Source organism: Agrobacterium leguminum, assembly GCF_005144435.2.
Classification (GTDB): Bacteria; Pseudomonadota; Alphaproteobacteria; order Rhizobiales; family Rhizobiaceae; genus Agrobacterium; species Agrobacterium leguminum.
Genome location: NZ_CP120212.1, coordinates 739,259 through 764,147 on the forward strand (window position 1 = coordinate 739,259; position 24,889 = coordinate 764,147).

Consider the following 24,889-nt stretch of genomic DNA (forward strand, 5'->3'; position numbering starts at 1 on the left):
CTGCCCCCATCCCGTTATGAAAGCAACACCGCCCCTCCTTTCGCCATTCTCGGTTCGGTGGAGGGCCTGGCAGAGAAATTTACACGACCTTCCGGACCGGCATGGCCTCTCCGGAAGGTCTATTTCCGTCATAATCCCCTTGGCTGCAGGCCTATACCGCCACCGGGGTAATCCAGCGCGGATCGGTGCTCTCGGCGCTGTCCACCACCGCCTCCACGAAGGCCACGCCCTTCAGACCGTCATAAGCGAGCGGGATATTGCGGCCGATGGCTGTCGGTTCGCGCCCAGCCCTGCGGGCGCGGATGGCTTCCGCGAAACCGGCATAGAGGTTGGCGAAGGCTTCCAGATATCCTTCCGGGTGGCCGGGCGGGGTGCGGGTACGGACCCTTGCGTCTTCGGAAAGATCGTCCGCACCGCGCTTGATGGTCTGCACGCGCTCGTTCAGCGGCGTATAGACGAGTTCGTTCGGCTGCTCCTGAAACCATTGCAACGATCCGGTCGAGCCGAAAACCCGCAGACGCACGCCGTTGGAATTGCCGAGCGCCACCTGCGACGACCACAGGAGGCCCCGCGCCCCGCCTTCATAGCGCATCATCACATGGGCATTGTCATCCAGCGCCCGCCCCGCCACGAAGGTAGCGAGATCGGCGGTGAGGGACTGCAATTTCAGCCCGGTCACGAAACCGGCCAGATGATAGGCATGGGTGCCTATATCGCCGATGGAACCGCCGCGACCGTTCTTCTTCGGGTCGGTGCGCCACGCCGCCTGGGCATTGCCCTGCTGCTCGATGGCGGTCGCCATCCATTCCAGCGGATATTCCACCTGCACGGTGCGAACCTCGCCGATCTCACCAGCCGCCACGCGCGCACGGGCTTCATGCACCATCGGATAACCGGAATAGGTGTAGGTCACCCCAACGAAACGGCCGCTTTCCCGTGACAGCTTTTCGAGCGCGATGGCGTCCTCCAGCGTTGCGGTCAGCGGTTTTTCGCAGATCACGTCGAAACCGGCCTCAATCAGCGCCTTCGCGATGGGATAGTGGGTAAAATTCGGCGTGCAGATCGCAACCGCGTCGACGCGGTCCTCGCGGGCAGCCTCGCCGGCGATCAACTCCTGATAGCTGCCATAGCTGCGGGCCGGGTCGAGCCCCTCATTGATCGCAAAGGTGCGGCCCCTTTCGGGATCGACATCGAAGGCCCCGGCAACCAGTACCCATTTGCCGTCAAGGCGTGCGGCAAGACGATGGATATTGCCGATATAGGCGCCCTGGCCACCGCCGATCATGCCCAGACGAAGCGGTCTTTCGATAGTCATTGTTCCTCCAGCCCCAGCATGGCGCGGTTGGCGTTGCGGTTCGCACCGGATTTGACGAAATCGTCAAAGGCGCGGTCCGAGACGCGGATGATGTGATCGGCGATAAAACGCGCGCCTTCAGACGCACCATCCTCGGGATTTTTGACGAAACATTCCCACTCCAGCACCGCCCAGCCATCGAAGCCATAGGTTGTGAGCTTCGTGAAGATCGCGCCGAAATCGATCTGCCCGTCGCCGGGGCTGCGGAAGCGGCCGGCCCGTTTGGACCAGGGCTGATAGCCGCCATAGGCGCCCGATTTCCCATCGGGGCGGAACTCGGCATCCTTGACGTGGAAGGTTTTGATCCGGTCGTGGTAATGGTCGATGAAAGCGAGATAGTCCATTCCCTGCAGAACCAGATGTGAGGGATCATACATCAGGTTCGCCCGGGGATGCCCCTTGACCCTGCCGAGAAACATCTCCCAGCTATGGCCGTCATGCAGGTCTTCGCTGGGGTGGATTTCATAGCAGACATCCACGCCATGGGCGTCGAAATCATCGAGGATCGGCGTCCAGCGGCGGGCAAGCTCGTCAAAGCCTTCCTCCACCAGCCCTTCCGGCCATTGCGGATAGGGATAAAGATAGGGCCATAAAAGCGCGCCGGGAAAGGTCACATGGCGGTCGATGCCGAGACGTTTCGAGGCGCGGGCGGCAAAGCGCAGCTGCTCTTCGGCCCATGCCCGACGCTTTGCGGGATTGCCCCGCACATGCTCCGGCGCAAAACTGTCCATGATCGCGTCATGGGCGGGATGCACCGCCACAAGCTGCCCAGTGATGTGGGAGGCAAGCTCGGTGATCTCCAGCCCATGCTCACCGAGCAGGCCCTTCAGATCGTCGCAATAGGCATCGCTTTCCGCCGCCTGTTTCATGTCGATCAGGCGCGTGTCCCAGGTGGGAATCTGCACTCCTTTGAAGCCCTTGTCCGACGCCCATTCCGCAAGCGAGGCAAGCGAATTGTAAGGCGCCTCATCCGCGGCGAACTGCGCCAGGAAGACGCCTGGCCCCTTGATGGTCCGCATCACCTTATTCCTCCAGTTTTTTCGCCGGCACCGGCGCGTCGTCATAACCGCCATAGACCGATTGATCGAAGGGGATCACGGCGCCCGTCATCATGCCGCTGTCGTCGGATGCCATCCACAGGATGGCGCGGGCCACTTCAAGCGGATCGAGGATGCGCCCGAACGGCTTTGTCGCCGCCGCACGGTCGATGAAATCGGGATCGCCGGTCTCGGAAAGGACGAGCTTGCGCTCGTGATCGGAATTCATCCAGCCGATGTCGAGCTGGTTCACATGGATGCGATGGCGCATCAGCGAAAAGCCGGCATGGCGGGTGACGGTGGCAAGCGCACCTTTCGAGGCCGCATAAGGCGCAAGGAACGGCTGGCCGGTAAGCCCCGACATCGATCCGACATTGACCACACGGCCCTCGATACCCTCGCGGATCATCACCTTCGCCGCATCCTGAATGAGAAAGAATGGCGCACGCGTATTGACCGCGAACATCCGGTCGAAAAGCTCGGGCGTCGTGTTCAGCATGTTGCCACGATCCGTCAACCCCGCCGCGTTAACGAGAATATCGACCCGCCCGAAGCGTTTGTCCGTCGCCGGAATGATGCTGCGGACATCATCGATATCGCCGAGATCGGCCGCCACCATCTCGACCGGCACGCCTGATTTCTGCGTAATGGCGTCCGCGACAGCCTGGCCTTTTTCCACGCCGCGCCCGACGATGACGATGCCCGCCGCGCCCGCCTGCGCAAACACCTGCGCAACGGCTGCACCCAACCCCTGGGTTCCACCGGTAATAACGGCGATCTTTCCTTCAATACGGTTCATTTCACGACCTCATAACCAGCGGCGTCCATGACGCGCAGCAACTCCCTGTGCCCCTTGCGGGCCATGTCCAGCGGCGGGTTCCTGATCGGATCCTGTTCCGCCTCGACCACAAACCAGCCCTCGTAACCTTTCGACGCCAGCGCCTTGACGATTGCCCCGAAATCCAGGCTGCCATCGCCCGGCACGGTAAAGGCGCCCTTGATGACGGCATCGAGGAAGCTCTCCCGGCTCCTGTCCAGCCCAGCGACGACGTCACGCAGGATGTCCTTGGTGTGGACATGGGTAATGCGCGCATGGTGGTTTTCGATGACGCGCATGACGTCGCCGCCCGCAAAGGCCATGTGCCCGGCATCGAACAGCAGGGGAACGGAGGAGTGCTTCATGAAGAGATCGAGTTCCGGCTCGGTCTCCACGATGGCCGCCATATGGTGGTGATAGGAAATCGGCATGCCCTTCGCCGCGCACCAGTCGGAAAAGTCGGACATCTTGCGGCCATAGGCCGCCATGCCGGCCTCGTCGAGCCTTGGCTTGGAGGCAAGCGGGGCGGAACGCACGCCCTGAATGGAGCGTGCCGTTTCCCCATAAACGATGCAGGGCGCGCCGGCGGCGATGAAGAATTCCATCTGCTGCGCGATGCGGTCTTTCTCCGCCTCGATGTCGCCATCCAGCAGCAGGCCGGAAAACCAGCCGCCGCACACCGATATGCCGTAGCGGTCGAGGATCGGCCCAAGCTCCGCCATATCCATCGGGAAGCGGCGTCCGGTCTCCATTCCAGTAAAGCCGGCTTCGCTTGCCTGCCTCAGGCATTCCTGAAGGCTCACATCATCGGAAAGCTCGGCAAGATCGTCATTCCACCAGGCAATCGGCGCGATACCAAGTCTTGCTTTCATCTCAGACTCCCACTCGCTGCGCCTTGCGGATGTTTTCCTGCGCGGCGCGGGCGGCACGCACGGTCTCGAAGCTGGAGACGGAGGGAACACCGACATCCCAGTCGGCATCGCCCGGAACCCATTTCCACGCATCGGAAACGATGGAGATGACGGTCACGCCATCATTGCCCTGCGCCCAGATCATCGCGTCTTCAAGATCGGAAAGGCTCTCCGCCTTGCGCGCATGGGCGCCCATCGCTTCCGCATGCTTGACGAAATCGACATGCAGCGGATTTTCCCTGTCCCTGACGCGGCAATCTGCCAGCAGATTATTGAAGCCGGGAACGCCCTTAGCCTGCTGCAGACGGTTGATGACGGCATAGCCACCATTATCGCAGACCACCACGATCATCCGGTGCCCGGTGAGCGCGGCAGAATAGATGTCGGAGTTCATCATCATATAGGTGCCATCCCCCAGCATGACGATTGGAACGCCGCCAGTGCCGCCCGGTCCTTCCTGCGCCATGGAGCAGCCCCAGCCGGCAGCGATTTCATAGCCCATGCAGGAAAAGCCGAATTCGCAATCGAACGTATTGGGGTTCTTCACCCGCCATCCCTTGGTCACCTCACCCGGCGTTCCGCCCGCTGCCGCGATCAGCGTATCTTCGGGCCGCGCAACCCGGTTCAGAATGCCGACGACCTGTGCATAGGAGGGAACCGGCGCATTGGTGACCCGCTGGTGTTCGTCCAGCAGATTGTCCCATTCGGCGAACAGTGTTTTGGCCCGCTGCATATGCGCAGCATCGACCTTATAGGCGCCAAGCGCCTGGTCCAGCTCATCGATCGTCTCGAGCGCATCGCCGACGACGGAAAGCGCCCGGTGCTTGACCGCATCGAAGCGGGCGGCATTGATGGAAATGAACTGCGCGTCGCGGGAGAAAGCCGTCCAGGAACCCGTGGTGAAATCCTGAAGCCGGGTACCGATTGCCAGCACGACATCCGCATCCTTGGCCAGCGCATTCGCCGAGGTCGATCCGACGATGCCGATAGGCCCGGCATGGACCGGATGGTGATGGGTAAGCGCGCCCTTGCCGGCGATGGTTTCAACCACGGGAATGCCACGCTTCGCGGCGAAATCGGCAAGGCGTTCTTCAGCCAGCGAATAACGCACGCCGCCGCCGGAAATGATGAGCGGGCGTTTCGCCTGCGCCAGCAGCCGGGCAGCGGCCGCCACGGCATCACGGTCCGGACGCGGCCGAGGGATTTTCCAGACCTTCGGTTCAAAGAAGACCGCCGGATAATCGAAAGCGATTTCCTGCGTATCCTGCGCAAGACCGATGAAGGCCGGGCCGCAATCGGCCGGATCGAGCATGGTCGCAACCGCCTGCGGCAGCGATTGCAGCAATTGTTCCGGGAGCACGATCCTGTCCCAGTAACGCACCACGGATTTGAACGCATCATTGACGGTCAGCGTCGGATCGCCGAAATGCTCGACCTGTTGCAGAACCGGGTCCGGCAGGCGGCTGGCAAAGGTGTCGCCCGCGAGAAGCAGAACGGGAAGGCGGTTGGCCATGGCAACGCCGGCAGCCGTCACCATGTTCAGCGCCCCCGGCCCAATCGATGTCGCAGCGACCATGATCTGCCTGCGCCTTTTCGCCTTGGCAAAACCGATTGCGGCGAGCGCCATGGATTGTTCGTTCTGCCCGCGCCATGTCGGCAATTGGTCCTGCACCGTCTCCAGGGCTTCGGAAAGGCATGTGACATTGCCATGCCCGAAGATCGCGAAAACGCCCGCAAACAGGGGAACGCGCTCTCCATCGATTTCGGTAAACTGGTTGCACAGGTAACGTACTAGCGCCTGGGCCATGGTCAGACGTAAGGTCTTAGCGGTCATCTCGCCTCCTCCTGCGGATGGTTGTCGATATGTTTTTGGAATGCATATTGACAAATTCAATACTTTGCAATGATTATTGCCAAATACCTCGGGAGGAAAATTTCGATGCTGAGAATTGCAGTGCTTGGCGTGGGCCGTATCGGCCGCATGCATGCGGAAAACATCGTCGCCCATCCAAGGGCGACACTGGCCGGTGTCTTTGATGTCTACGAGCCGTCGGCAAAAGAAATTGCCGAAAAGCTTGATGTGACACGATTCGAGTCCGCCGAGGCGGTTTTTGCCTCGCCCGAGGTCGACGCCGTGCTGATCGCCACCTCGACGCCCACCCATGCAGATCTGCTGGAAAAGGCGGTAGCGGCTGGAAAATCCGTTCTCTGCGAGAAGCCCATCGATCTCTCCCTTGACCGCGTCAATGCCTGTGCGACGAAAATTGCCGGCAGCAGCGTGCCAATCATGCTCGGTTTCGTCCGGCGATTCGACAGTGGGCATCGCGCCGTGCGCAACGCCGTCGAAAACGGAACGATAGGCGATCTACATCAGGTCGTCATCACCTCGCGCGATCCCGGCATGGCGCCCCCCGCCTATATCGAAATGTCTGGCGGCATTTTCCGCGACATGACGATCCATGATTTCGACATGGCCCGCTTCATTCTGGGTGAAGAGATTACGGAAGTCTCGGCCACCGGCTCGCGGCTGGTCGACCCGGCGCTGATGGAAAGATGCGACGACTACGACACCGTAACCGTGGTGCTGAAAACCGCTTCGGGCAAACAATGCACGATCGGCAATTCGCGGCGCGCGGTTTATGGCTACGACCAGCGGGTGGAGGCCTTCGGAAGCGCCGGCATGGCGATTTCCGAAAACCGGACGCTCAATCACCTGCGTCTCCACACCGAAGACGGCACCGACCGGGCAGCACCGCTGATGAACTTCTTCATTGACCGTTATGCCGATGCCTTCGCAGCGGAAATCAGCGCCTTTGTCGATGCCGTGGAACAGGGCAAGGCGCCGGAAGTCGGCTTCGAGGACGGCAGGCAGGCCCTGCTGCTTGCGGAAGCGGCAATCCGTTCCTCCGCCGAAGGGCGCACCGTCAACACAAGCGAGATCGGGTAAGCCATGTACGCGAATTTTGGACTTTTCATCAACGGCCGCTGGCTTGCCGGCACTGTGACGGGGGAGGTCATCTCTCCTGTCACCGGCGCGGCGCTGGGCGAGGTGGCGCTTGCCACCGCCGATGAGACCCGCGCTGCGATCGACGCGGCGGCGACCGCTCTTCCAAAACTGCGCGCCATGGGCGGCTTCGCACGCGCCGAGGCGCTGCATCGGGCCGCCGAGGAAATGCTGCGCCGTGCCGATGAGGGCGCGAGAATGATCTCGCTGGAGACCGGTAAACCGATTGCCCAGGCGGGTCGCGAATGGACGCTTTCCTGCGACCAGTTCCGTTGGTTCGCCGAAGAAGCGCGTCGCATCTATGGCCGCATCGTCGAGAGCCGGGTGCCCGACGGACGATTTGAAGTCACCCGCGAAGCCGTCGGCATCGTCGGCGCTTTCACCGCGTGGAATTTCCCGGCCGCGCTTCCGGCGCGCAAGCTCGCCCCGGCGCTCGCCACCGGCTGCCCCGTCGTGCTGCGCCCCTCATCCCAGACACCGGGCGTCGCCATGGTCATGGTCGACTGCCTGAGAGCAGCCGGCCTTCCCGATGGCGCCGTCAATCTGGTTGTGGGTTCGACCGCCGATACCTATGGCCCGATCATGGCGGACAAACGCGTGCGCAAGGTGTCGCTGACAGGCTCCACCCGGGTCGGCCAGCAAATGATCCGTGACGCCGCACAGACCGTGAAGAAGGTGTCGATGGAACTGGGCGGCAATGCGCCCCTCATCATTTATGACGATGCGGATCTCGACAACGCGCTCGATCTTGCCGTGCCGACCAAATTCGCCAATTGCGGCCAGGTCTGCGTCACGCCGGATCGCATCTTCGTTCATGAGAGCCTGCACGACGCCTTTGTCGACGGTTTTGTGGCACGCGCGGCGAAGATAAGGCTCGGTGACGGGCTTGATCCCGATACCGGCATGGGTCCGCTCATCAATGGCGGCCGTCTCGACGAAATCGAGGCGGTGGTCGCCGACGCCGTGCACGCCGGCGCAAAAATCGCCCATGGCGGCAAACGCCCGCCGCACCTGAACCACGGCTTCTTTTTCGAGCCCACCGTGCTAACCGGCGTGACGGACACGATGAAGGTTTTTGCCGAAGAAAATTTCGGTCCGATTGCCGCAATCACCCGCTTCAGCACCGAGGACGAGGTTATGGAGCGGGCTAACGCCTCCGACATGGGCCTTTCCGCCTATGCATTCACCCGTTCCCCGGACAGGGCACGGCGAACGGTAGCGGCGCTGAAATCCGGTATGGTCGGCATCAACAGCTTCGCGCTCGCCGCATCCGAAGCGCCGTTCGGCGGTACGAACCATTCCGGCATGGGGCGTGAGGGTGGTATCGAGGGGATAAGCGATTATCTCGAAACCAAACTCGCCCAGATCGTCTTTTGAAGACGAATATTCTTGCAGGAGAAAATCATGCGGAAAAACAAACTTAAAGAAATCTGGGCCGAGGGACGTCCGGTTCTGCATGGCTGGCTGTCGATTGCCAGCCCGTTCAGCGCCGAAATCATGGCGGCGCAGGATTACGACGCCATCTCCATCGACATCCAGCACGGCGCAGTCGATTACAAGGATGTGCTCGGCATGTTCCAGGCGATGCGCGCCTCCGACAAGGTGCTGATGGCGCGGGTGCCCTGGCTCGACCCGTCCTGGATATCCAAGGTTCTGGATGCCGGCGCCTATGGCATCATCTGCCCGATGATCAACAACCGGGCGCAGGCCGAGCAATTCGTTCGTTACATGCGCTACCCCCCGCTCGGGGAACGCAGCTTCGGCCCCACCCGCGCCGTTTACACCGCCGGCGGCAATTATGCCGCGGAGGCCAATGACGAGATCCTCGCCTTTGCGATGATCGAAACGGCGGAGGCGATGGACAATCTCGAGGAGATCGCCTCCACCCCCGGCCTCGACGGGATTTATGTCGGCCCCGCCGATCTCAGCTTCTCGCTTTCGAAAGGGCAACTGACACCTGCCTTTGACCGCGAGGAGCCCGAGGTCATCGACGCCATCAAACGCATCCTCGATGCCTGCCACCGCAACGGCATCAAGGCGGCCCTCCATTGCGGCACAGCGGATTACGCGGCACGCGCGGTGGAATGGGGCTTCGACATGACCACCGTATCCGGCGATTCGCGCCTTCTGGCGGCGGCGGCGACGGAATCGACCGCGACCTGGCGCAGGCTGGTGGAAAAGACCGCCAAAAAAACCGATGGCAAAGGGGGGTATTGAATGCCGAACCTTCTCGTGGCCGGAAAACTTCATCCTTCCGGCGAGGCCATGCTGCGCGATCTGCCATCCCTCGGCTTCTCCGTCCGCTATATCGAGGACGTCTCCGAAGCCTCCTACGCGCCCTTCATCGAGGAAGCGGATGCGATCGTCATCCGCACGCAACCGCTCTCAGCGGCCACCATTGCAAAAGCCGCACGGCTGAAAGTGGTGTCCCGCCATGGGGTGGGTTACGATAGCGTCGATCTTGCCGAACTCAACCGCCGTAACATCGCGCTCACCATCGTCGGCGACGTCAATTCCGTCTCAGTCGCCGAACATGCGATGATGCTGCTGCTGGCGGCGGCAAAGCGGGCCATACTCGCCGACCGCGCGGTTCGTGAACCGGGACAATGGAGCTGGCGCAACAGGCTGGAGCAGCAGGAAATATCCGGCAAGAACCTCCTCATCCTCGGTTATGGCCGGATCGGGCGGCATCTTGCCAGAATGGCGTCGGGTTTCGGCATGCATATCCGCGCCTACGACCCCTATCTCCTGCAAGCGGGATGGCCCGAAGGACCGACAAGACCCGTATCGCTGGAAGAAGGTTTGCCCTGGGCCGATTATATTTCCGTGCACATACCCAAGGGGCCGACCCCGGCGATAGGGCCAACCGAAATCGCACTGATGAAACGTGGCGTCGTGCTGTCAAACACGGCCCGTGGCGGTGTCGTTTGCGAAAAGGCGCTCAGCGAAGCGCTCGCCTCGGGTCATGTCGGTGCGGCCGGGCTTGATGTCTTCGATGACGAGCCGCCGGAAAGCTCCTCCCCGCTGCTGTCGCAGTTCAACACCGTCCTGTCGCCGCATATTGCCGGGCTTACGACGGAATGCGGGGAGAGGATGGCCATCGCGTCCATCCAGAACGCCGTCAATTATCTGAAAGGGACGATCGATCCCGGTCTCATCGTCAACCCGGAATTTGCCCATGTCTGAAAAACCCGTTCTCCGCGTCGGCCTCATCGGCACCGGCTTCATGGGCAAGGCCCACGTCTTCGGTTTCGCCTCCGCCCAGAAAGTGTTCGATCTGCCCTACCGGATCGAATTACACACCGTTGCCGACATCACCGAAGATGCAGCTGCAAGGGCGGCCGCGGATTTCGGCTTTGCCCATTCCACGGCGGACTGGCGCAGCATCATCGCCGATCCGGATATCGACCTCGTCGACATCACCGCGCCGAACGCGCTGCACAAGGAAATGGCGCTTGCCGCCATTGCCGCCAGCAAACATGTCTATTGCGAAAAACCGCTGGCACCGCTTGCCGCGGATGCCGGCGAGATGGCCGCAGCCGCCGCAGCACGCGGCGTGAAAACGCAGGTGGGCTTCAACTATCTCTGCAATCCCATGCTGCGGCTGGCGCGGGAAATGGTGGCCGCAGGCGAACTCGGCAAGATACGCGGTTATCGTGGCCTGCATGCCGAAGACTACATGGCTGACGCCTCCGGCGCCTTCACCTTCCGTCACGATCCGGCCGGCGGCGGCGCGCTTGCCGATATCGGCTCCCACGCGCTTGCCACAGCCGAATTCCTGCTCGGCCCGATAACCGAAGTGATGGGCGATTGCGTGACGCTGATTGCCGAGCGGCCGGATGGCAAGGGCGGCACACGCAAGGTGGAGGTGGACGATGTGGGGCGCGCCTTCCTGCGTTTTGCCAATGGTGCGCAGGGTTCAGTCGAAGGCAACTGGATCGCCACCGGCCGCAAGATGCAGCATGATTTCGAGATCTACGGCGACAAGGGTGCACTTTACTTCACACAGGAGCGGTTCAACGAGCTACATTTCTATTCCGCTGCCGATCCGGCCGGCCGCCGTGGCTTCCGCAAAATAGAGGCCTCTCCTGACCACGCACCCTATGGCCGCTTCTGCGTCGCGCCCGGCCATCAGCTCGGCTTCAACGACCTGAAAGCCATCGAAATCGAAGGTTATCTCCGGGCGATCGCGGGACAGGCACCAGAGCCTTTCGGTTTTGCCGCCGGCCTGCGCATCCAGCGCCTGGTCGAGACGATCCAGCGCTCGTCATCCGCACGACAATGGATGGAGGTCGCCGCCTGAAATCCCGGATTGAGCGACGGGCTGCGGGCCTTCATGCCCCTTGGAAAACCGCAATAAATATTGCAAGATCATGCCATGAAGCAACAACCGCAGCCCGTCGACCCTCCGAAAGATTACGAAGAACTGATCCGCCTCATTCATGATCGCCATGATCAGATGAGCAAGACCTATCAGCGGATTTCCGTCTATCTGACGCAGAACCCCAATGAGGTCGCCGTGCATTCGGTCAATACCATTGCCGAGCGGCACAACATCCACGCCTCCAGCTTCGTGCGGTTTGCGCAGTCGCTGGGCTACAAGGGTTTCAAGGAGCTGCAGGCGCTGTTCCAGAAACGGCTGGCGACGGCGGCTCCGGGTTTCGAGGCGCGCGTGCGCGCGCTCGACGATGAATTGCAAAGCCGCGAGGACCGCTCTGAATATGGTTTCCTTCACGATCTGGTGGTGCGGGACATCGCTTCCCTTCAGGATCTGCTCGAACGCATCAGTGCCGAACAACTCGGCACCGCTGCGGACCTCATAGAAGCCGCCGGCACCGTCTATCTCGTCGGCCAGCTGCGCTCGGCACCGGTGGCGGAGCTGCTGCGCTACATCCTCACCATGCTCGGCAAGCAATGCATCCTTCTCGATCCGGGCGGAGGCCTCGCCACCCATATGGCGCGGACGATGAAGACCGGTGACGTGCTGATCGCCGTATCCTTCCGCTTTTATGCGACGGAGGTGGTGAATATCGTGGAGGAGGCGGAAAAGATCGGCGTGCCGACCGTTGCGATTTCCGACAGCACCCTCTCGCCGCTGGCAAAATCGGCAAAGGTTCTGTTCGCGGTTCCCGAACATGATTACAGCTTTTCCCGGTCTCTCGCCGCGCCCATGTGTCTTGCGCAGGCTCTGGCCGTCGCCGTGGCCGCACGCGTTCAGAAAAACGAGACCGCGCCGCGCATTCCGACAGTGACGGGCCTCTAGGCACCAAAACCTCTTAAAGTCCCGTCACGCCGTCCCAGATCAGCTTCACCGCCACCAGCGCCACGGACACATAGGTCATGGGATAAAAGATCGAGGCGCGCATGTGGCGCACCGTCCAGGCGCCGAGCCATGTGGAGGCAATCGCCAGCGGCACCATCAGGGCGGCACGGCCGAGATTCTGCGCGCCGAAACCGCCCAGAGCCGCATAGGGCACGAGTTTCAGGACATTGGTGATGGCAAAGAACATCACATTGGTGCCGGTGAAAACCTTCGGGTCCATGCGAAGCGGCAGCAGATAGACCTGCAGCGGCGGCGAACCCGCATGGGCGACGAAGCTGGTGTAACCCGCAAGCAGGCTCCAGAACCGCCCCGCCATCGGCCGCTCCTTCGCAACCGTCACCAGAACGCCTCTTGAAAGAACCACGCGCAGCACGAACACCGCCGAAACCAGACCGACAATCAGTCGCACCACGGCATCCGAGGTTATCTCGGCGGTCATCCATCCGAGCCCGATACCGACGACGGCCGCCGGCAGAAGCTGGCGCATGATCCGCCAGTCGACCCAGTTGCGCCATGCAGCCACCCCGACCATGTCCATGACGACGAGGATCGGCAGCAGGATGGCGGCGGCCGTGACCGGCGGCATCACCAGCGCCATCAACGGCACGCCGAGCAGGCTCATGCCGCCGAGCCCGCCCTTGGAAAGCCCGACCAGCACAACGGCGAGCACGGTGACGCCCAGTTCCAGAGGAGAGTTGAAAAGGTTCAAGTGCATCTCCTCGGCATTGCCGCCGGCACCCCTGCCGGGGCACCGCGCGGATGGATATCAGCCCTTCCTGAGCCGGGCTTTTTGACGGTAGACATCAGCAACGACCGCGCTGACGATGATCAGTCCCTTGACGATCTCCTGATAGTAAGCATCCACGCGCAGGAATGTGAAGCCCGACATCATCAACCCCAGAATCACGGTGCCGATGACGGTGCCGAAAATGCGGCCCCTTCCCCCCGAAAGCGACGTGCCGCCGATGACCGCCGCAGCGATAGCGTCCAGTTCGTACATCATACCCATGCCGGCCTGCGCCGTTTCCGCGCGCGCGGCGGTGACGATGCCGGCAAGGCCCGCGAGCAGGCCGGCAATGGCATAGACCTTGACCAGATGCAGCGGGACATTGATGCCGGACACCCGGGCCGCCTGCATGTTCGCCCCGATCGCATAGGTGAACTTACCGTAACGCGTATAGCGCAGGGCAATATGGAAGGTGACGGCGACAAGCAGGAAGATGACGACAGGCCATGCGCCTGAGCCGATCGAAGCAAAGCTTTCGGTCGGGAAGGAGATCGGCTGGCCCTTCGTATACCATTTGGCGATGCCGCGCGCGGTGACCATCATGCCGAGCGTGGCGATAAATGGCGGTATTCCCGTCACCGCGATGAGCGTGCCGTTGATGATGCCGGCGATCAGGCCGAGACCGAGACCAACGGCCAGCGGCACCACCACGGGCATATCGGTCAATGCGGGATAGATCGCCCTGGCGAAATCGCTGCTCTGGGCGAAACTCATGGCGATCATCGCCGTCATCGCCACCACCGACCCCGAACTGAGATCGATGCCGCCGGTGATGATGACCTGGGTGACGCCGACAGCGATGATGCCGACGACCGAGACCTGCAGGATCATGATCGTCAGGCGCTGGGGGCTCGCTAGAAAACTTTGCCCCTGCACGAACCATCCGAGCAGCTCGAACACAAGGGCGACGCCGATCAGCACCGTCAGAATGTTCAGTTCCTGCGGCAGCCTGCGCCTTTTCCGTTCGACCGGCTCGATCTGTATGCTTTCCATAATTGTCCTCCCCGGCATTGTCGCCGTCGCAGCCCTAGCGGGCCGCCAGTTCCATGATTTTGACTTGGTCCGCTTCGGCGCGATCGAGAATCCCGGTCATGTGCCCCTCATGCATCACGACAATCCGGTCCGACATGCCGAGAACCTCCGGCAGTTCCGAAGAGATCATGATGACGGCGACGCCTTCCTTCGCCAGACTGGAAATCAGGCGGTGGATTTCCGCCTTCGCGCCCACATCGATACCGCGTGTCGGCTCGTCGAGAATGAGGATCGCGGGCTTGGTCAGAAGCCAGCGGGCGATGAGCACCTTCTGCTGGTTACCGCCGGACAGGTTCTCGATACGCTCGTCAAGATCGGGCGTCTTGATCCGCAGCGCCTTCTTCATGTCGTTGCAAAGCGCCGTCAGTCCGCGCTCATCAACATAACCCATCGTCGCGTGGCCATTCCGGAGGGCGGCGATCTGCATGTTTTCGAGAATCGAGAGCGGCAGAAAACAGCCGGTATCCTTGCGATCTTCCGTCAGGAGCGCCATGCCCTCCCGCATCGCATCCGCGGGCGAACGGATCGTTACCGGCGCGCCATTGATGCGGATTTCCCCTTCGCTTGCCGGCACCACACCAAAAATCGCCTCCGCGACATTGGAGCGGCCAGAGCCCACCAGCCCCGCCACACCGAGGATTTCGCCGCGATGCAGATCGAAGGAAATATCCCGGAAAACCCCTGGTAAACCAAGATCACGGACCTCGAGAACCACGTCGCCGATCGATGCCTCCTGCTTTGGAAACATGTTGGTAATCTCACGGCCAACCATCATTCTTATGATGTCGTCCCGCGTGACATCGGCGCTCGCGTGGGTTCCGACATATCGCCCGTCGCGGAACACCGAGAACTCGTCGGCGATCTCGAACAGCTCGTTCATCTTGTGGGTAATGTAGACGATGCCGATATTGCGCGACCGCAGGTCGCGGATGATATCGAAAAGGTGTGCGACCTCGGACTCCGTCAGCGCCGATGTCGGCTCGTCCATGATGAGCACGCTGGACTGGTAACTGACGGCCTTGGCGATTTCGACCATCTGCCGCTGCGCCACCGTCAGCGTGCTGACCTCCGCCGCCGGATCGATATTGATCTTCAGCTGCTCGAACAGCGCCTTTGTCTCGGCAAGCATTTGCGCATGATCTATGAGGCCAAGACGGTTTTTCGGCTCGCGGCGGATCCAGATATTTTCCGCCACCGTCATCCAGTCCATCAGGGCCAGTTCCTGATGGATCATGGCGATGCCGCGCTCCAGCGCATCGCGCGGACTTTTGAGGCGAACCTCTTCCCCCCGCAGCCGAACGGTGCCGGCATCGGGGCTGTAAATTCCGGCGATGATCTTCATGAGCGTCGACTTGCCGGCGCCGTTTTCGCCCATCAGCGCATGCACGGAACCGGGACGCAGCCGAAACTGGACGTCATCCAGTGCGACGACGCCCGGAAACTCCTTCCGCACCCCCTCGATTTCGAGAAGATAAGGTCCAATAGTCTGCTTGAAGCGTTCGATCGCCTCTAAGGTGGTCGTGGAAATCATATCTCACCCGTCCTTTATCCGGCCATCGGCCGGGCCGTGATTTGCCATGCCGGCGACCGGGGGAAACGCCCGGCCGCCGGCTGCAAATCAGTTGCTGGACTTGTATTGAGCGACATTGGCGGGGGTGACGAGTTCGAAGGGTACATCCACCTTCTGCTCGAATTTTTCGCCGCGCGCGATTTTCAGTACGGTCTCGAGAGACCCTTCGCCCTGGCCCTTGGCGGACTGATAGACCGTGACGTCGAGGTCACCCGCTTCCATGGCCGCCAGCGCGTCCTGTGTCGCATCGACACCGGCAACGACGACGTCTTTCATGCTGATGCCGGAGGATTTGAGTGCCTGAATTGCGCCGAGCGCCATCTCGTCATTGTTTCCGAGCACGATGCTAGGCTTCATTCCGGATGTGATCCAGTTCGCCATCAAATCCATGGCCGGAGTGCGCATCCAGTTCGCGGTCTGTGCGTCCAGCACCTTGATGCCTTTGCAGGCATCGCTTTTGAGGACGCGTTCCGCCGCCGCAGTGCGGCCGCGCTGGCCCGTAGTGCCGAGCTGGCCCATCAAAATGACGGCCTCGCCCTTGCCGCCGGCAAGCTTGCAAACCTCGGTCGCCTGCAATTCGCCGGCCTGTTCCTCATTGGAGCCGACCCATGCCTGCTTTTCCGGGAATTTTTCCATATTGGCCGGAAGCATGTTCACAAAGACCAGCGGAATGCCCGCCTGATCGGCGATCTTCGACATGGCCTTGCCGGAATCCGCATCCACCAGCATGGTGATGATGCCATCAACCCCGGCCGCCACGAAGTTTTCGATCTGCGACTGCTGGCGGGCGATATCGCCCTGCGCATCTTCCATCTGAACTTCAACGCCGAGGTCCTTGGCGTGGCGCTGGATATTGTGACGCAATACGGTCAGATAATTATCGTCGAACAGCGACATCGCCACGCCGATCTTTTCGGCATGGGCGGCACTTGCCATCAGGGCGCAGAATGCGGTTGTGATTGCGATTTTTTTGATCACGAGATTTTCTCCTCCTCTTTTTCCCGCACGTGACGAATGTGTGCGACCACCCAAACCGGTGCTTCCCGGCCATCTCCAGGGCATGACTTCGCCTTGACGGATGCAGCAGCACAATCCGCCTCGAGCGAGGTCATGTCCTTTCGATCAGCCGAAACGGCAGCACCGTTTGCGCGCAGCTTCAATGCTGCGCCCGTCTCTCCCATGCGGCCGGCATTTTCCGGCTGCAGTTTCAACATAACGGGATGGAACGGGATTCGCAACAAAAATTGCAGAATTTTTATACGGCAATAAAATTTCCAAAATTTCACTCGCGGACCCATGGCCATCATATGTCGGGAAGATGGCTGGAGGGGCGCCAGTACCCGGTGCCCACGGCTTTGCGGGCCGCAACCGTGCGACTATGTTCCTTTTGAAGAAGGCCAGATGAAAGCGGCACCGTCTGACCGCAAAAATTTACTCGACGAAAACCCGCACGCTCGAGGCGCGGCCATCGGCGTCGATCACCGTAAGTGTGGAAAATCCCTGGCCTTCCGGCCGCCATTCGCTGTTGCGGCGATGGGATGCGTTCGGCAAGGGCAAACCATTGGCGAGCCAGCGGAAAGGTGCGCGCCCGCCCTGCAACTTCAGTACCAGCGGCGAGATGCCCGACTGGCCGGAAAGCTCCACGCGCGCGCCTTCCGGCGGGTAAACGATGCGCGGGGCGCTTTCACGTCTTGAAGCAGAAAGCAGGCCGCTGGCCGTCGTTGTGAAACGCCGCTGGTTGGCGGGGAGGTCATTGACCGCAACCCGCGCGACACCGGAAGGTGCGGCCGGCATCGGCGTGATCGCCACGCCGGATTTTTCGAAAGCCTCGAACAGGATCGGGGCGGCCGTCGCATAACCGGCAATGCCCGGCACCGCGCCATTGTCGGCCCGACCGACCCAGACGCCGACCACATGCCGCCCGTCATAACCCACCGACCAGGCATCGCGATAGCCATAGCTGGTGCCGGTCTTGTAGGCGATGCCGCGCTGTTTCATGCCGAGCGGCGGCAGCACGCCGGAGAGGATGTCGGAGATGTTCCAGATCGCGGCATCGGAGAATAACCGGTCGCTATCCAGCCGTTCCGGGGCGGAGCGGACGCCGTCTCCAAGCCGCACGGGATCGCCGCCGCCGGCAAGCCCCGCATAGAGCTGCACCAGATCGACCAGCGAAACACCCGCGCCGCCAAGGGCGATGGCAAGCCCGGGCATTTCATTGGCGGGAAGCACGAGTTTGACGCCCACCCGCCGGAACCGCACCATCAGCGCCGAGGGGCTGACGGCATCGAGCAGCTTGACGGCAGGCACGTTAAGCGACAGTTGCAGCGCCTGCCGGATGCTGACATCGCCCTGATAATGCATGTCGAAATTGCGCGGCCTGTAACCGGAAAAGTCGGCCGGGCGATCCTCGATGATGGTTTCCTGCCCGACAAGACCGTCTTCGAAGGCAAGGCCGTAGATGAATGGTTTGAGGGTGGAGCCCGGCGAACGAACGGCGCGGCTCATCTCCACGAAACCGCGTCTTGCCGTATCGAGATAATCCGCCGAGCCCACTTCCGCCAGAATATCGCCGCTCTGCGCATCCGCCATGACGATGGCGACGGAGACCCTGTCGCCGAGCTTTTCCGCCGCATGGCGGGCGACACCCTCCAGCTCCCGCTGGATCGGCAGCTTCAGCGTGGAGCGCACCTCGGCAGTATTCGGGAATTTCACCCGTGCGGCGACGGCCATATGCGGCGCATAGGCCGGCAGGTCCCGCCGGTTGGCGGGCACATTCGCAAGAGCCGACCGTTCCGCCTCCCCCTCACCCACCACGCGTTCCACGGCAAGCCGTTGCAGCACACGCTCCCGCGCCTGCTTCGCCGCCTCCGGAAAACGATCCGGACGGCGCTTTTCCGGCAATTGCGGCAACGCGACAAGCAGGGCCGCCTCCGCCGTATCGAGCCGGCCCGGTTCCTTGCCGAACCAGGCGAGGCTTGCGGCGCGAATGCCTTCGAGATTGCCGCCATAGGGCGCGATATTCAGATAGAGATCGAGGATTTCCGCCTTGCTGAGCCGTCTCTCGATCTGGAGCGCGCGCGCGGCCTGCAGGAATTTCGCCGAAAACGACCGGTCAGCGCGCGGCTCGATCAGCCGCGCCACCTGCATGGAAAGCGTCGATGCGCCGGAAACGATCCGGCCGTTGCTGGCCAATTGCCAGGCAGAGCGCAAAAGCGCCCAGGGATCGACGCCGTGATGCTCATAGAAACGCTGGTCTTCATAGGCCACCAGCATGCGCAGGAACTGTGGGTCGACTTCGGCGGACGAGGTTTTCAGCCGCCAGCGGCCATCGCCTGTCGCAAAAGCGCGCAACAGCTTGCCGTCACGGTCCAGAACCTCGAAGGATCGTTGCTGCGCGGCGTCCAGCGGCGGCGGATAGGCCTTGTCCAGCGCATCGAGACCAAAGGCCGCGCCGCCCATAAGCAGCGCGGCCGTCATGATGCCGACAATGATCGCCTTGCGTCGCCTCATGGGTTTGCCGAGCGCACCTCCATGCGGCCGGTTGCCGTGCGGGCGGCAAATTGCGGCCGGTACATATCCTCAACCGAAGCTGCCGGATGATCGTAGGTGCCGGGGGTGACGGCACGGACCACATAGGCAAGCGCAATTTCCGAACTGTCGCCGGCCGAGCGGTCGAAGGCCGCCACGAAACGGTCGTAGCGGAATTCCGTATGCGCTGTTTCCGTTTCCGGCAGCCAGTCGAAATTCGACAGTTCGGCCGAATTGACAAGGCTCGGATTGTCGATTTCGAAACCGGAGGGCAGCAGGTCGGTCACCAGAATGCGCGACTGCCAGTTATTTTGCGGCACGATATTCAGCGCCACCACATAACGCTCGTTTTGCGTGACCTCACTCGGGTTCACCTCCTCGCCATCCATGGAATAATAGGTGCGGGTGATGGTGAAGCCTTCGCCGCCTGCCGCAAGCGGCTGCGCCGGCGGCGCCACCGTGGTGACGACGGCCGTGACCGGATCGGCCGAGGCATTGGCGATCTTCAAGGGTGCGGCCAGCAATTCATCGCCGCTCATCCGCTTGCCGAAGCCGCCGGTCTGCAGATCGCCGTTCACATCGAGACGGATATCCTTGTCCTCGCCTTTGACGGCGCGGGCGGCAAGCAGCATCCATGCCTGTTCCTGGGTGCTGGTATAGGGCTTCTTTTCCCATTCCTTGGCCACCGCACCGGCAAGCTGCGGCACGACGGCCGGAACCGGCCGGCTTTCCGCCGCAAGCGCCAGCGTCGCCGCGCCGTCACGCAGGGCGGAGCCATAATCCGCGCGCGAGAAGCTGACATTGGTGGTGCGGCTTGCCATGTCGAGCGAAGCGCCGAACACGGCCTTAGAACGGGCCTGATCGCCATAAAGCGAGAGGGCGGCGGCAACCTGCGCCTTGGCGAGCGGTGTCGGGAAATCGGCCAGCGCCGTATCCGCGTAATAGCGCAGATCGTTGATCGCCGCCTTGCGGTTGCGCGCCAGCACATAGAGCGAATAGGCGATCTCGTTGCCGCGATCCTTGACATTGCTGTCATAGGAAAGACCGTTTTGCAGGTTGTTCAGCGCCTGCACCATGGCGGCTTCGGGCACATCGTAATTCTGCTCACGCGCCCTTGTCAGGAAGTCGCTGATATAGGCATCGAGCCACAGATCGCCGTAACCCGGCGACCAGAGGCCGAAGCTGCCGGAACTCGACTGGAAGGACAGCACGCGGTAGATCGCCTCCTGCACCCGCCGGCGGGTATCGGGGTCTTCTGCAAGGCCGCTATCCTTCGTCAGTTCCGAAACGTAAAGCAGCGGCAAAGCGCGGCTCGTCGTCTGTTCGGCGCAGCCATAGGGATATTTGTCCAGCATCATCACCAGCGCCGGAATATCGAAGGCGGGCGAGCGCGTGACATTGACCGCGACGGACGAGCCGAGAAGCATGCTGTCGGCCAGAAGATCGCCATTGATCGTCAGGCTGCTATTGGGCGCGATCTTGATTTCGCGCCGCGTCGTCACCGGCAGAACGGCCGGACGTACCGGAACGTTCAGAACCTGCTCCAGTGAAAGACCGGCGGCATTGGAAACCTTGATGGTGATCGCGCCATTGCCGGGCTGTTCGCCCGTCAGCGGGACCGTCAGCGAAGACTTGCCGCCTTTCTGAAGCGCGAGAGTTTGCGACATCTCGCCCTGATCGACGGTCAGCGCCGTATTGCTGGTCACGTCCAGCCGATAATCGCCGGCCTCGCCATCCGTATTGGCGATATCGAGCCGCAATTGCGAGACATCGCCGGGTGCGAGGAATTTCGGCGCGCTGGCCGTGACGACGACAGGATCACGAATGATGGCATCGGAGACGGCGTGTCCCACACCCGTCTTCGTCCAGGCCACCGCCATGATGCGGGCCGTGCCGTTGAACTGCGGAATATCGAAGCTGACCGTCGCCTTGCCGTCACCGTCGAGTTCGACCGGACCGGCAAAGAAGGCCACGAGCTTTTCCGTGGGCGGGCTGCCCTGAAGGGCCGCCTGCCCGCCGTCGCCGCCGGTGCGCAGCCGGCCGGTAGCGCCGAGCGAACCGTCGATCAGGCGGCCATAAAGGTCGCGGATTTCCAGTCCCAGCCGGCGCTGGCCGAAATACCATTCATCCGGCTTCGGGGGTTCGTAGCGGGTAAGGTTCAATATGCCGACATCGACGGCCGCAACGATGGCATAGGCCTTTTCGCCCACGCCAGCGCCCGCAACGGTGATCGGAATTTCAAGCGGCTGGCGCGGCAGCGTTTTCTGCGGCGCACCGAGTGTGACGGCAAGCTTGCGCTCGGCCGGATCGACGGCGAGCCATTTGATGCCGATGGCGCGCATCGGCATACGGCTTTCCTGCGCATCGCCGGGACGGAACAGCGTGGCCGTCACATAAGCGCCCGCACCCCATTCCTCGGTGACGGGAATGTCGATCTCGCCGCCATCCTCGCCGATCTCGGCATTCTGCACGGCAATCAGCTTTTCCGAACCGGAAGTCACCATCAACTCGCCGGCAAAACGCGACGAAACCTTGAGTTTGGCCGTATCGCCGATCTTGTAGCTCTGCTTGTCGAGAGCGATTTCCAGCGCATCCGGCGTTTCCGTAGAACTTGCCTCGACATAAAAACCGGCATCGAACTCAACGCTGGAGACAGGCGCGCCATTACCGGCGCCCTCCACTTCAAGCCGGTAGCGGCCCCAGGTGACAGGCACGGAAATCTCGCCGCCATTGGCATCGACGGACAAGCTGCCGGCTTCCTGCTGCTTGGTATATTCCACCGGCTCGTAACGCCAGGAATTGCCCTGACGATACCACTGATAGTTCCGCTCGACCTTGATGAGCTTCCAGTTGAGGCCGCTCATCGCCTGTCTGGCGCCGTCGGCACTGACACCGATGATGTGGAAACGGCCAACGGAATTCTGGGCGAGATCGCCCGAAAATTGCGGTTTGATACCGATGACCGGCGCTTCAGCCTTGATGGGCAGCGTCAGGGAGCGCTCCACGGCACGGCCGCCGGCCTCGCGCATGCGCACGGTGATGTTGGCGGAAAGAAGCTGCGTTGTGGATGGCAGGTCGGTCAGGTCGACATTGAAGCTCGCCTTGCCCTCTTCGTCCAGAACCGGCAGATCGGCAAGCGCGGTGCGGTTTTCCTCTTCGCTTTCCTCATCGGCCAGACCGAAGAAATAACCTTCGAAATCGGCGCTGGTGCGCGTCGGTTTGATGGCAACCTCGCCTTCCAGCGTCAGGCCGGCAGCGGGCGCGCCATAGAGATAGCGGCCATCGACGTCGATTGCCGTTTCCGCGCCGGGGTCGATCTGTTTTGCCTTGCTGGAAAGATCGAACTCGGTGCGGTCAGGCACGAAATCATCGACGAGGAAGCTCTTTTCGCTGATCGCAGGCGTTTTCGGATCGGTATGGATGCGCAATGTCCAGGTGCCGCGCATCGCATTTGCCTGCAATGGCAGATCGACCGCATGGCCGCCCAGCGCCTTGCCGTCGCTGACGAAACGCCGGTCCTCGACACCATCCGGGCGCGAGAAGATGAAGGTGAGCGGCAGATCCTCGATTGCCTTGCCGTCGACATCGCGGGCAAGGGCTGCGGCATGCACGGTCTCGCCGGCGCGATAGATGCCGCGTTCCGTCCAGCTGAACACGTCGATGGCGCCGGGGGCTGCGCGTCCCGTCACGCCGCGATCCGAAAGATCGAAGCCGGCGCGGGTCATGTCGAGGAAGACGTAATCCTTGTCGCCGTTGCGCGCCGTCAGGATCGCAGGCGCCTGCGCCGCCGTGCCGCGCATCAGGCCAGCCGAGAACACCGCGCGGCCGTCTGCATCCGTCTTCGCGGTGCCCAGCACCTCGTTATTCTTGGCGAGCAGCTGCAAATCCACATCTGCCAGCGGCTTGGCGCTGCCAAGTGCACGGACAAAGACATTCAGACCATCGGTTCCGGCATAGGTGGTGATGCCGGTATCGGAAACCAGGAACCATTGCGTGGCGCGCGAATCCCAGGTTTCCGGCGCGGTGCCCGGCGGCACGGCGGTCAGCACATAGATGCCGGGCTTGCGCTCCGGCAGGGCCTCATCCACCGGGAAGCTCGTCACCACATCCTTGTTGAGATCGGGCTGGATATCGATCGAGCCCTGCCAGACAAGCTCGCCAATTTCGTTTTCGATACGGTCGGCATTGTAGCCGTCCATCTGCGTCAGAAACTGCGAGTTTGAAAGAAGCGAGGTGATGTTGCGGTCGCCAACGCGATAAAGCTTCAGGTCGGCCTTGTCGGCATTGACAGAGACGATTGGAATGCCGCGGCGCGCCGTGCCCGGCAGCACGAAATTCTCGCCGGTGAAGCGCACGCTGGCGGCGCGGTCACGCACATAGATATCGAGATCGACCTGCTTTTCCAGAGGCTCTTCCACCGAAGACGGCAGGCCGGCGCGAAACGCGATCTTGTAGCGCTGGCCATGGGTCAGGCCTTCCACGCAAATCTCGCTGCCCTTCGCCTCGATGGCCTTGGGGGCTGCCCCATCCAGCGTGATGAAGGAGGAATAATCGACGCCGTTCTTCACCAGCGGCTCGGAAAACTGCACGCAGGCGCGCGGGCTGACGCTATCCGTATCCACGGTATTATTGATGACGCGAAAACCCTGCCGGGTGCGCAGATCGGCATAGGCCGCTTTGGTCTGTGCATTGTCGGCAAGCGCGAGGCTTTCCTTATAGGCATTGAGTGCCGCGCGATAATTCTGGGTTCTTTCGAAGGCCTTCGCCAGCCGGTTCAGGGCTTCGGTGCGGGCGCTGACCGTGCGGCTGAGCTGATAGGCATTGATGGCGGCGGAAGCGGCCTGTCCCGCTATCGAATAATTATCGGTGACCTGCGCAGCCTTTTCCGACAATTCCGCCCAGAGCGCCCCATCGTCAGGTGTGATCGCAAGGGCCTGTTTATAGGTCGTGACCGCATCGGGAATATTGCCTGCGGCTGCCTGCTGGCGTGCCGTCTGCACGAGGGCTTCCAGACCCTGTTCGCCCTCACCCTCATTCGCCGCAAGGCCGGATTTCAGCCGGCGCGCCTCCTGCTGCAGGCTGTCGGTCACGAAGGACAGGCGCTGCGGCGCGCCGATATCGGCTTCCGCGGCCACTTCCACGATCTTGCCGGCAACCGCGCCGGGGAAGGCGTTCAGCTGATTGAAATCCGATTTGAGAAAGCACCATTTCACCTTGGGATTGTAGGTGAAGGCCTTGCAGGCGGTATCGCCGACGCAAATCTCGCCGCATTGCTCCAGCGAGACATTTTGCTCCGTCCTGAGATCGAAGCCGAAATAATCGCCATTTTGGGTCGTAACGACCTTGCGGGAGGGTTCCGCCGCCATGGCTGGCGGAAAAAACAGGGCGGTTGAGACCACAACCAGCGAAATCCGGACGAGCGCGCGCAACGACATCAGTTTTCTCCCCGCAACAGACATGTCGGGCGGGACTCTGGTCAAATCCACGCATGGTTGTCAACGCATCTTCGTCAATTCGCGACACGCA

The 24,889-nt window shown here is 61.9% G+C and carries 18 protein-coding genes; 6 read left to right on the plus strand and 12 right to left on the minus strand.

What is annotated here, in order from left to right:
- Positions 1-151 precede the first annotated feature (151 nt).
- Genes CFBP4996_RS17870 through iolD form a run of 5 tightly spaced genes read right to left on the minus strand, consistent with a single transcriptional unit; the run spans position 152 to position 5,953 of the window.
- Positions 152-1,315, minus strand: a complete 1,164-nt coding sequence (locus CFBP4996_RS17870; protein ID WP_233283565.1) for a Gfo/Idh/MocA family protein — start codon at positions 1,313-1,315, stop codon at positions 152-154.
- Positions 1,312-2,373 (minus strand): sugar phosphate isomerase/epimerase family protein, encoded by a 1,062-nt coding sequence (locus tag CFBP4996_RS17875; RefSeq protein WP_080854344.1) that lies wholly within the window; start codon positions 2,371-2,373, stop codon positions 1,312-1,314. The genes CFBP4996_RS17870 and CFBP4996_RS17875 overlap by 4 nt, the downstream gene beginning before the upstream one ends.
- Before the next feature lie 4 nt (positions 2,374-2,377).
- Complete coding sequence (locus CFBP4996_RS17880) at positions 2,378-3,190, minus strand: SDR family oxidoreductase (protein ID WP_080854343.1); 813 nt, start codon at positions 3,188-3,190, stop codon at positions 2,378-2,380.
- Entirely contained in the window at positions 3,187-4,080 is an 894-nt protein-coding gene (iolE, locus tag CFBP4996_RS17885; protein WP_080854342.1) for a myo-inosose-2 dehydratase, read from the minus strand. Before iolE ends, CFBP4996_RS17880 begins: the two co-directional genes overlap by 4 nt.
- Position 4,081: 1 nt before the next feature.
- On the minus strand, positions 4,082-5,953 hold the full coding sequence (gene iolD, locus CFBP4996_RS17890) for a 3D-(3,5/4)-trihydroxycyclohexane-1,2-dione acylhydrolase (decyclizing) (RefSeq protein ID WP_080854341.1): 1,872 nt from the start codon (positions 5,951-5,953) through the stop codon (positions 4,082-4,084).
- A 105-nt stretch (positions 5,954-6,058) separates the two neighbouring features.
- Between iolD and iolG the strand changes: the two genes are divergently transcribed.
- The 6 genes from iolG to CFBP4996_RS17920 all read left to right on the plus strand — a co-directional run bounded on the left by iolG (position 6,059) and on the right by CFBP4996_RS17920 (position 12,386).
- Positions 6,059-7,066 (plus strand): inositol 2-dehydrogenase, encoded by a 1,008-nt coding sequence (gene iolG / locus CFBP4996_RS17895; RefSeq protein WP_080854340.1) that lies wholly within the window; start codon positions 6,059-6,061, stop codon positions 7,064-7,066.
- 3 nt (positions 7,067-7,069) lie between these two features.
- Positions 7,070-8,500: an NAD-dependent succinate-semialdehyde dehydrogenase gene (locus CFBP4996_RS17900; RefSeq protein WP_080854339.1), complete on the plus strand. Its 1,431-nt coding sequence runs from the start codon at positions 7,070-7,072 to the stop codon at positions 8,498-8,500.
- A gap of 27 nt (positions 8,501-8,527) precedes the next feature.
- On the plus strand, positions 8,528-9,340 hold the full coding sequence (locus CFBP4996_RS17905) for an HpcH/HpaI aldolase family protein (RefSeq protein ID WP_080854338.1): 813 nt from the start codon (positions 8,528-8,530) through the stop codon (positions 9,338-9,340).
- The gene (locus CFBP4996_RS17910) at positions 9,341-10,309 is read left to right on the plus strand and encodes a hydroxyacid dehydrogenase (RefSeq protein ID WP_080854337.1); all 969 of its coding nucleotides are present in this window, start codon (positions 9,341-9,343) and stop codon (positions 10,307-10,309) included.
- Positions 10,302-11,426: a Gfo/Idh/MocA family protein gene (locus CFBP4996_RS17915; RefSeq protein WP_080854336.1), complete on the plus strand. Its 1,125-nt coding sequence runs from the start codon at positions 10,302-10,304 to the stop codon at positions 11,424-11,426. Before CFBP4996_RS17910 ends, CFBP4996_RS17915 begins: the two co-directional genes overlap by 8 nt.
- A gap of 75 nt (positions 11,427-11,501) precedes the next feature.
- The gene (locus CFBP4996_RS17920; RefSeq protein WP_080854335.1) at positions 11,502-12,386 is read left to right on the plus strand and encodes a MurR/RpiR family transcriptional regulator; all 885 of its coding nucleotides are present in this window, start codon (positions 11,502-11,504) and stop codon (positions 12,384-12,386) included.
- A 13-nt stretch (positions 12,387-12,399) separates the two neighbouring features.
- On the opposite strand, the gene CFBP4996_RS17925 is transcribed toward CFBP4996_RS17920, so the two are convergent.
- The 7 genes from CFBP4996_RS17925 to CFBP4996_RS17955 form a co-directional block, all read right to left on the minus strand.
- Positions 12,400-13,161 carry a sulfite exporter TauE/SafE family protein gene (locus tag CFBP4996_RS17925; RefSeq protein WP_080854334.1) on the minus strand — a complete coding sequence of 254 codons (762 nt, stop codon included), beginning with the start codon at positions 13,159-13,161 and terminating at the stop codon, positions 12,400-12,402.
- Positions 13,162-13,212: 51 nt separating this feature from the next.
- Positions 13,213-14,226: an ABC transporter permease gene (locus CFBP4996_RS17930; protein ID WP_080854333.1), complete on the minus strand. Its 1,014-nt coding sequence runs from the start codon at positions 14,224-14,226 to the stop codon at positions 13,213-13,215.
- A 34-nt stretch (positions 14,227-14,260) separates the two neighbouring features.
- Positions 14,261-15,796: a sugar ABC transporter ATP-binding protein gene (locus CFBP4996_RS17935; RefSeq protein ID WP_080854332.1), complete on the minus strand. Its 1,536-nt coding sequence runs from the start codon at positions 15,794-15,796 to the stop codon at positions 14,261-14,263.
- A gap of 87 nt (positions 15,797-15,883) precedes the next feature.
- Positions 15,884-16,810 carry a sugar ABC transporter substrate-binding protein gene (locus CFBP4996_RS17940; protein ID WP_162936128.1) on the minus strand — a complete coding sequence of 309 codons (927 nt, stop codon included), beginning with the start codon at positions 16,808-16,810 and terminating at the stop codon, positions 15,884-15,886.
- Positions 16,810-17,121 carry a hypothetical protein gene (locus tag CFBP4996_RS17945; protein ID WP_162936075.1) on the minus strand — a complete coding sequence of 104 codons (312 nt, stop codon included), beginning with the start codon at positions 17,119-17,121 and terminating at the stop codon, positions 16,810-16,812. Before CFBP4996_RS17945 ends, CFBP4996_RS17940 begins: the two co-directional genes overlap by 1 nt.
- A 145-nt stretch (positions 17,122-17,266) precedes the next feature.
- The gene (gene pbpC / locus CFBP4996_RS17950; RefSeq protein ID WP_162936074.1) at positions 17,267-19,345 is read right to left on the minus strand and encodes a penicillin-binding protein 1C; all 2,079 of its coding nucleotides are present in this window, start codon (positions 19,343-19,345) and stop codon (positions 17,267-17,269) included.
- Positions 19,342-24,798, minus strand: coding sequence for an alpha-2-macroglobulin family protein (locus CFBP4996_RS17955; RefSeq protein WP_080854330.1), 5,457 nt, complete (start codon positions 24,796-24,798; stop codon positions 19,342-19,344). Before CFBP4996_RS17955 ends, pbpC begins: the two co-directional genes overlap by 4 nt.
- Positions 24,799-24,889 lie beyond the last annotated feature (91 nt).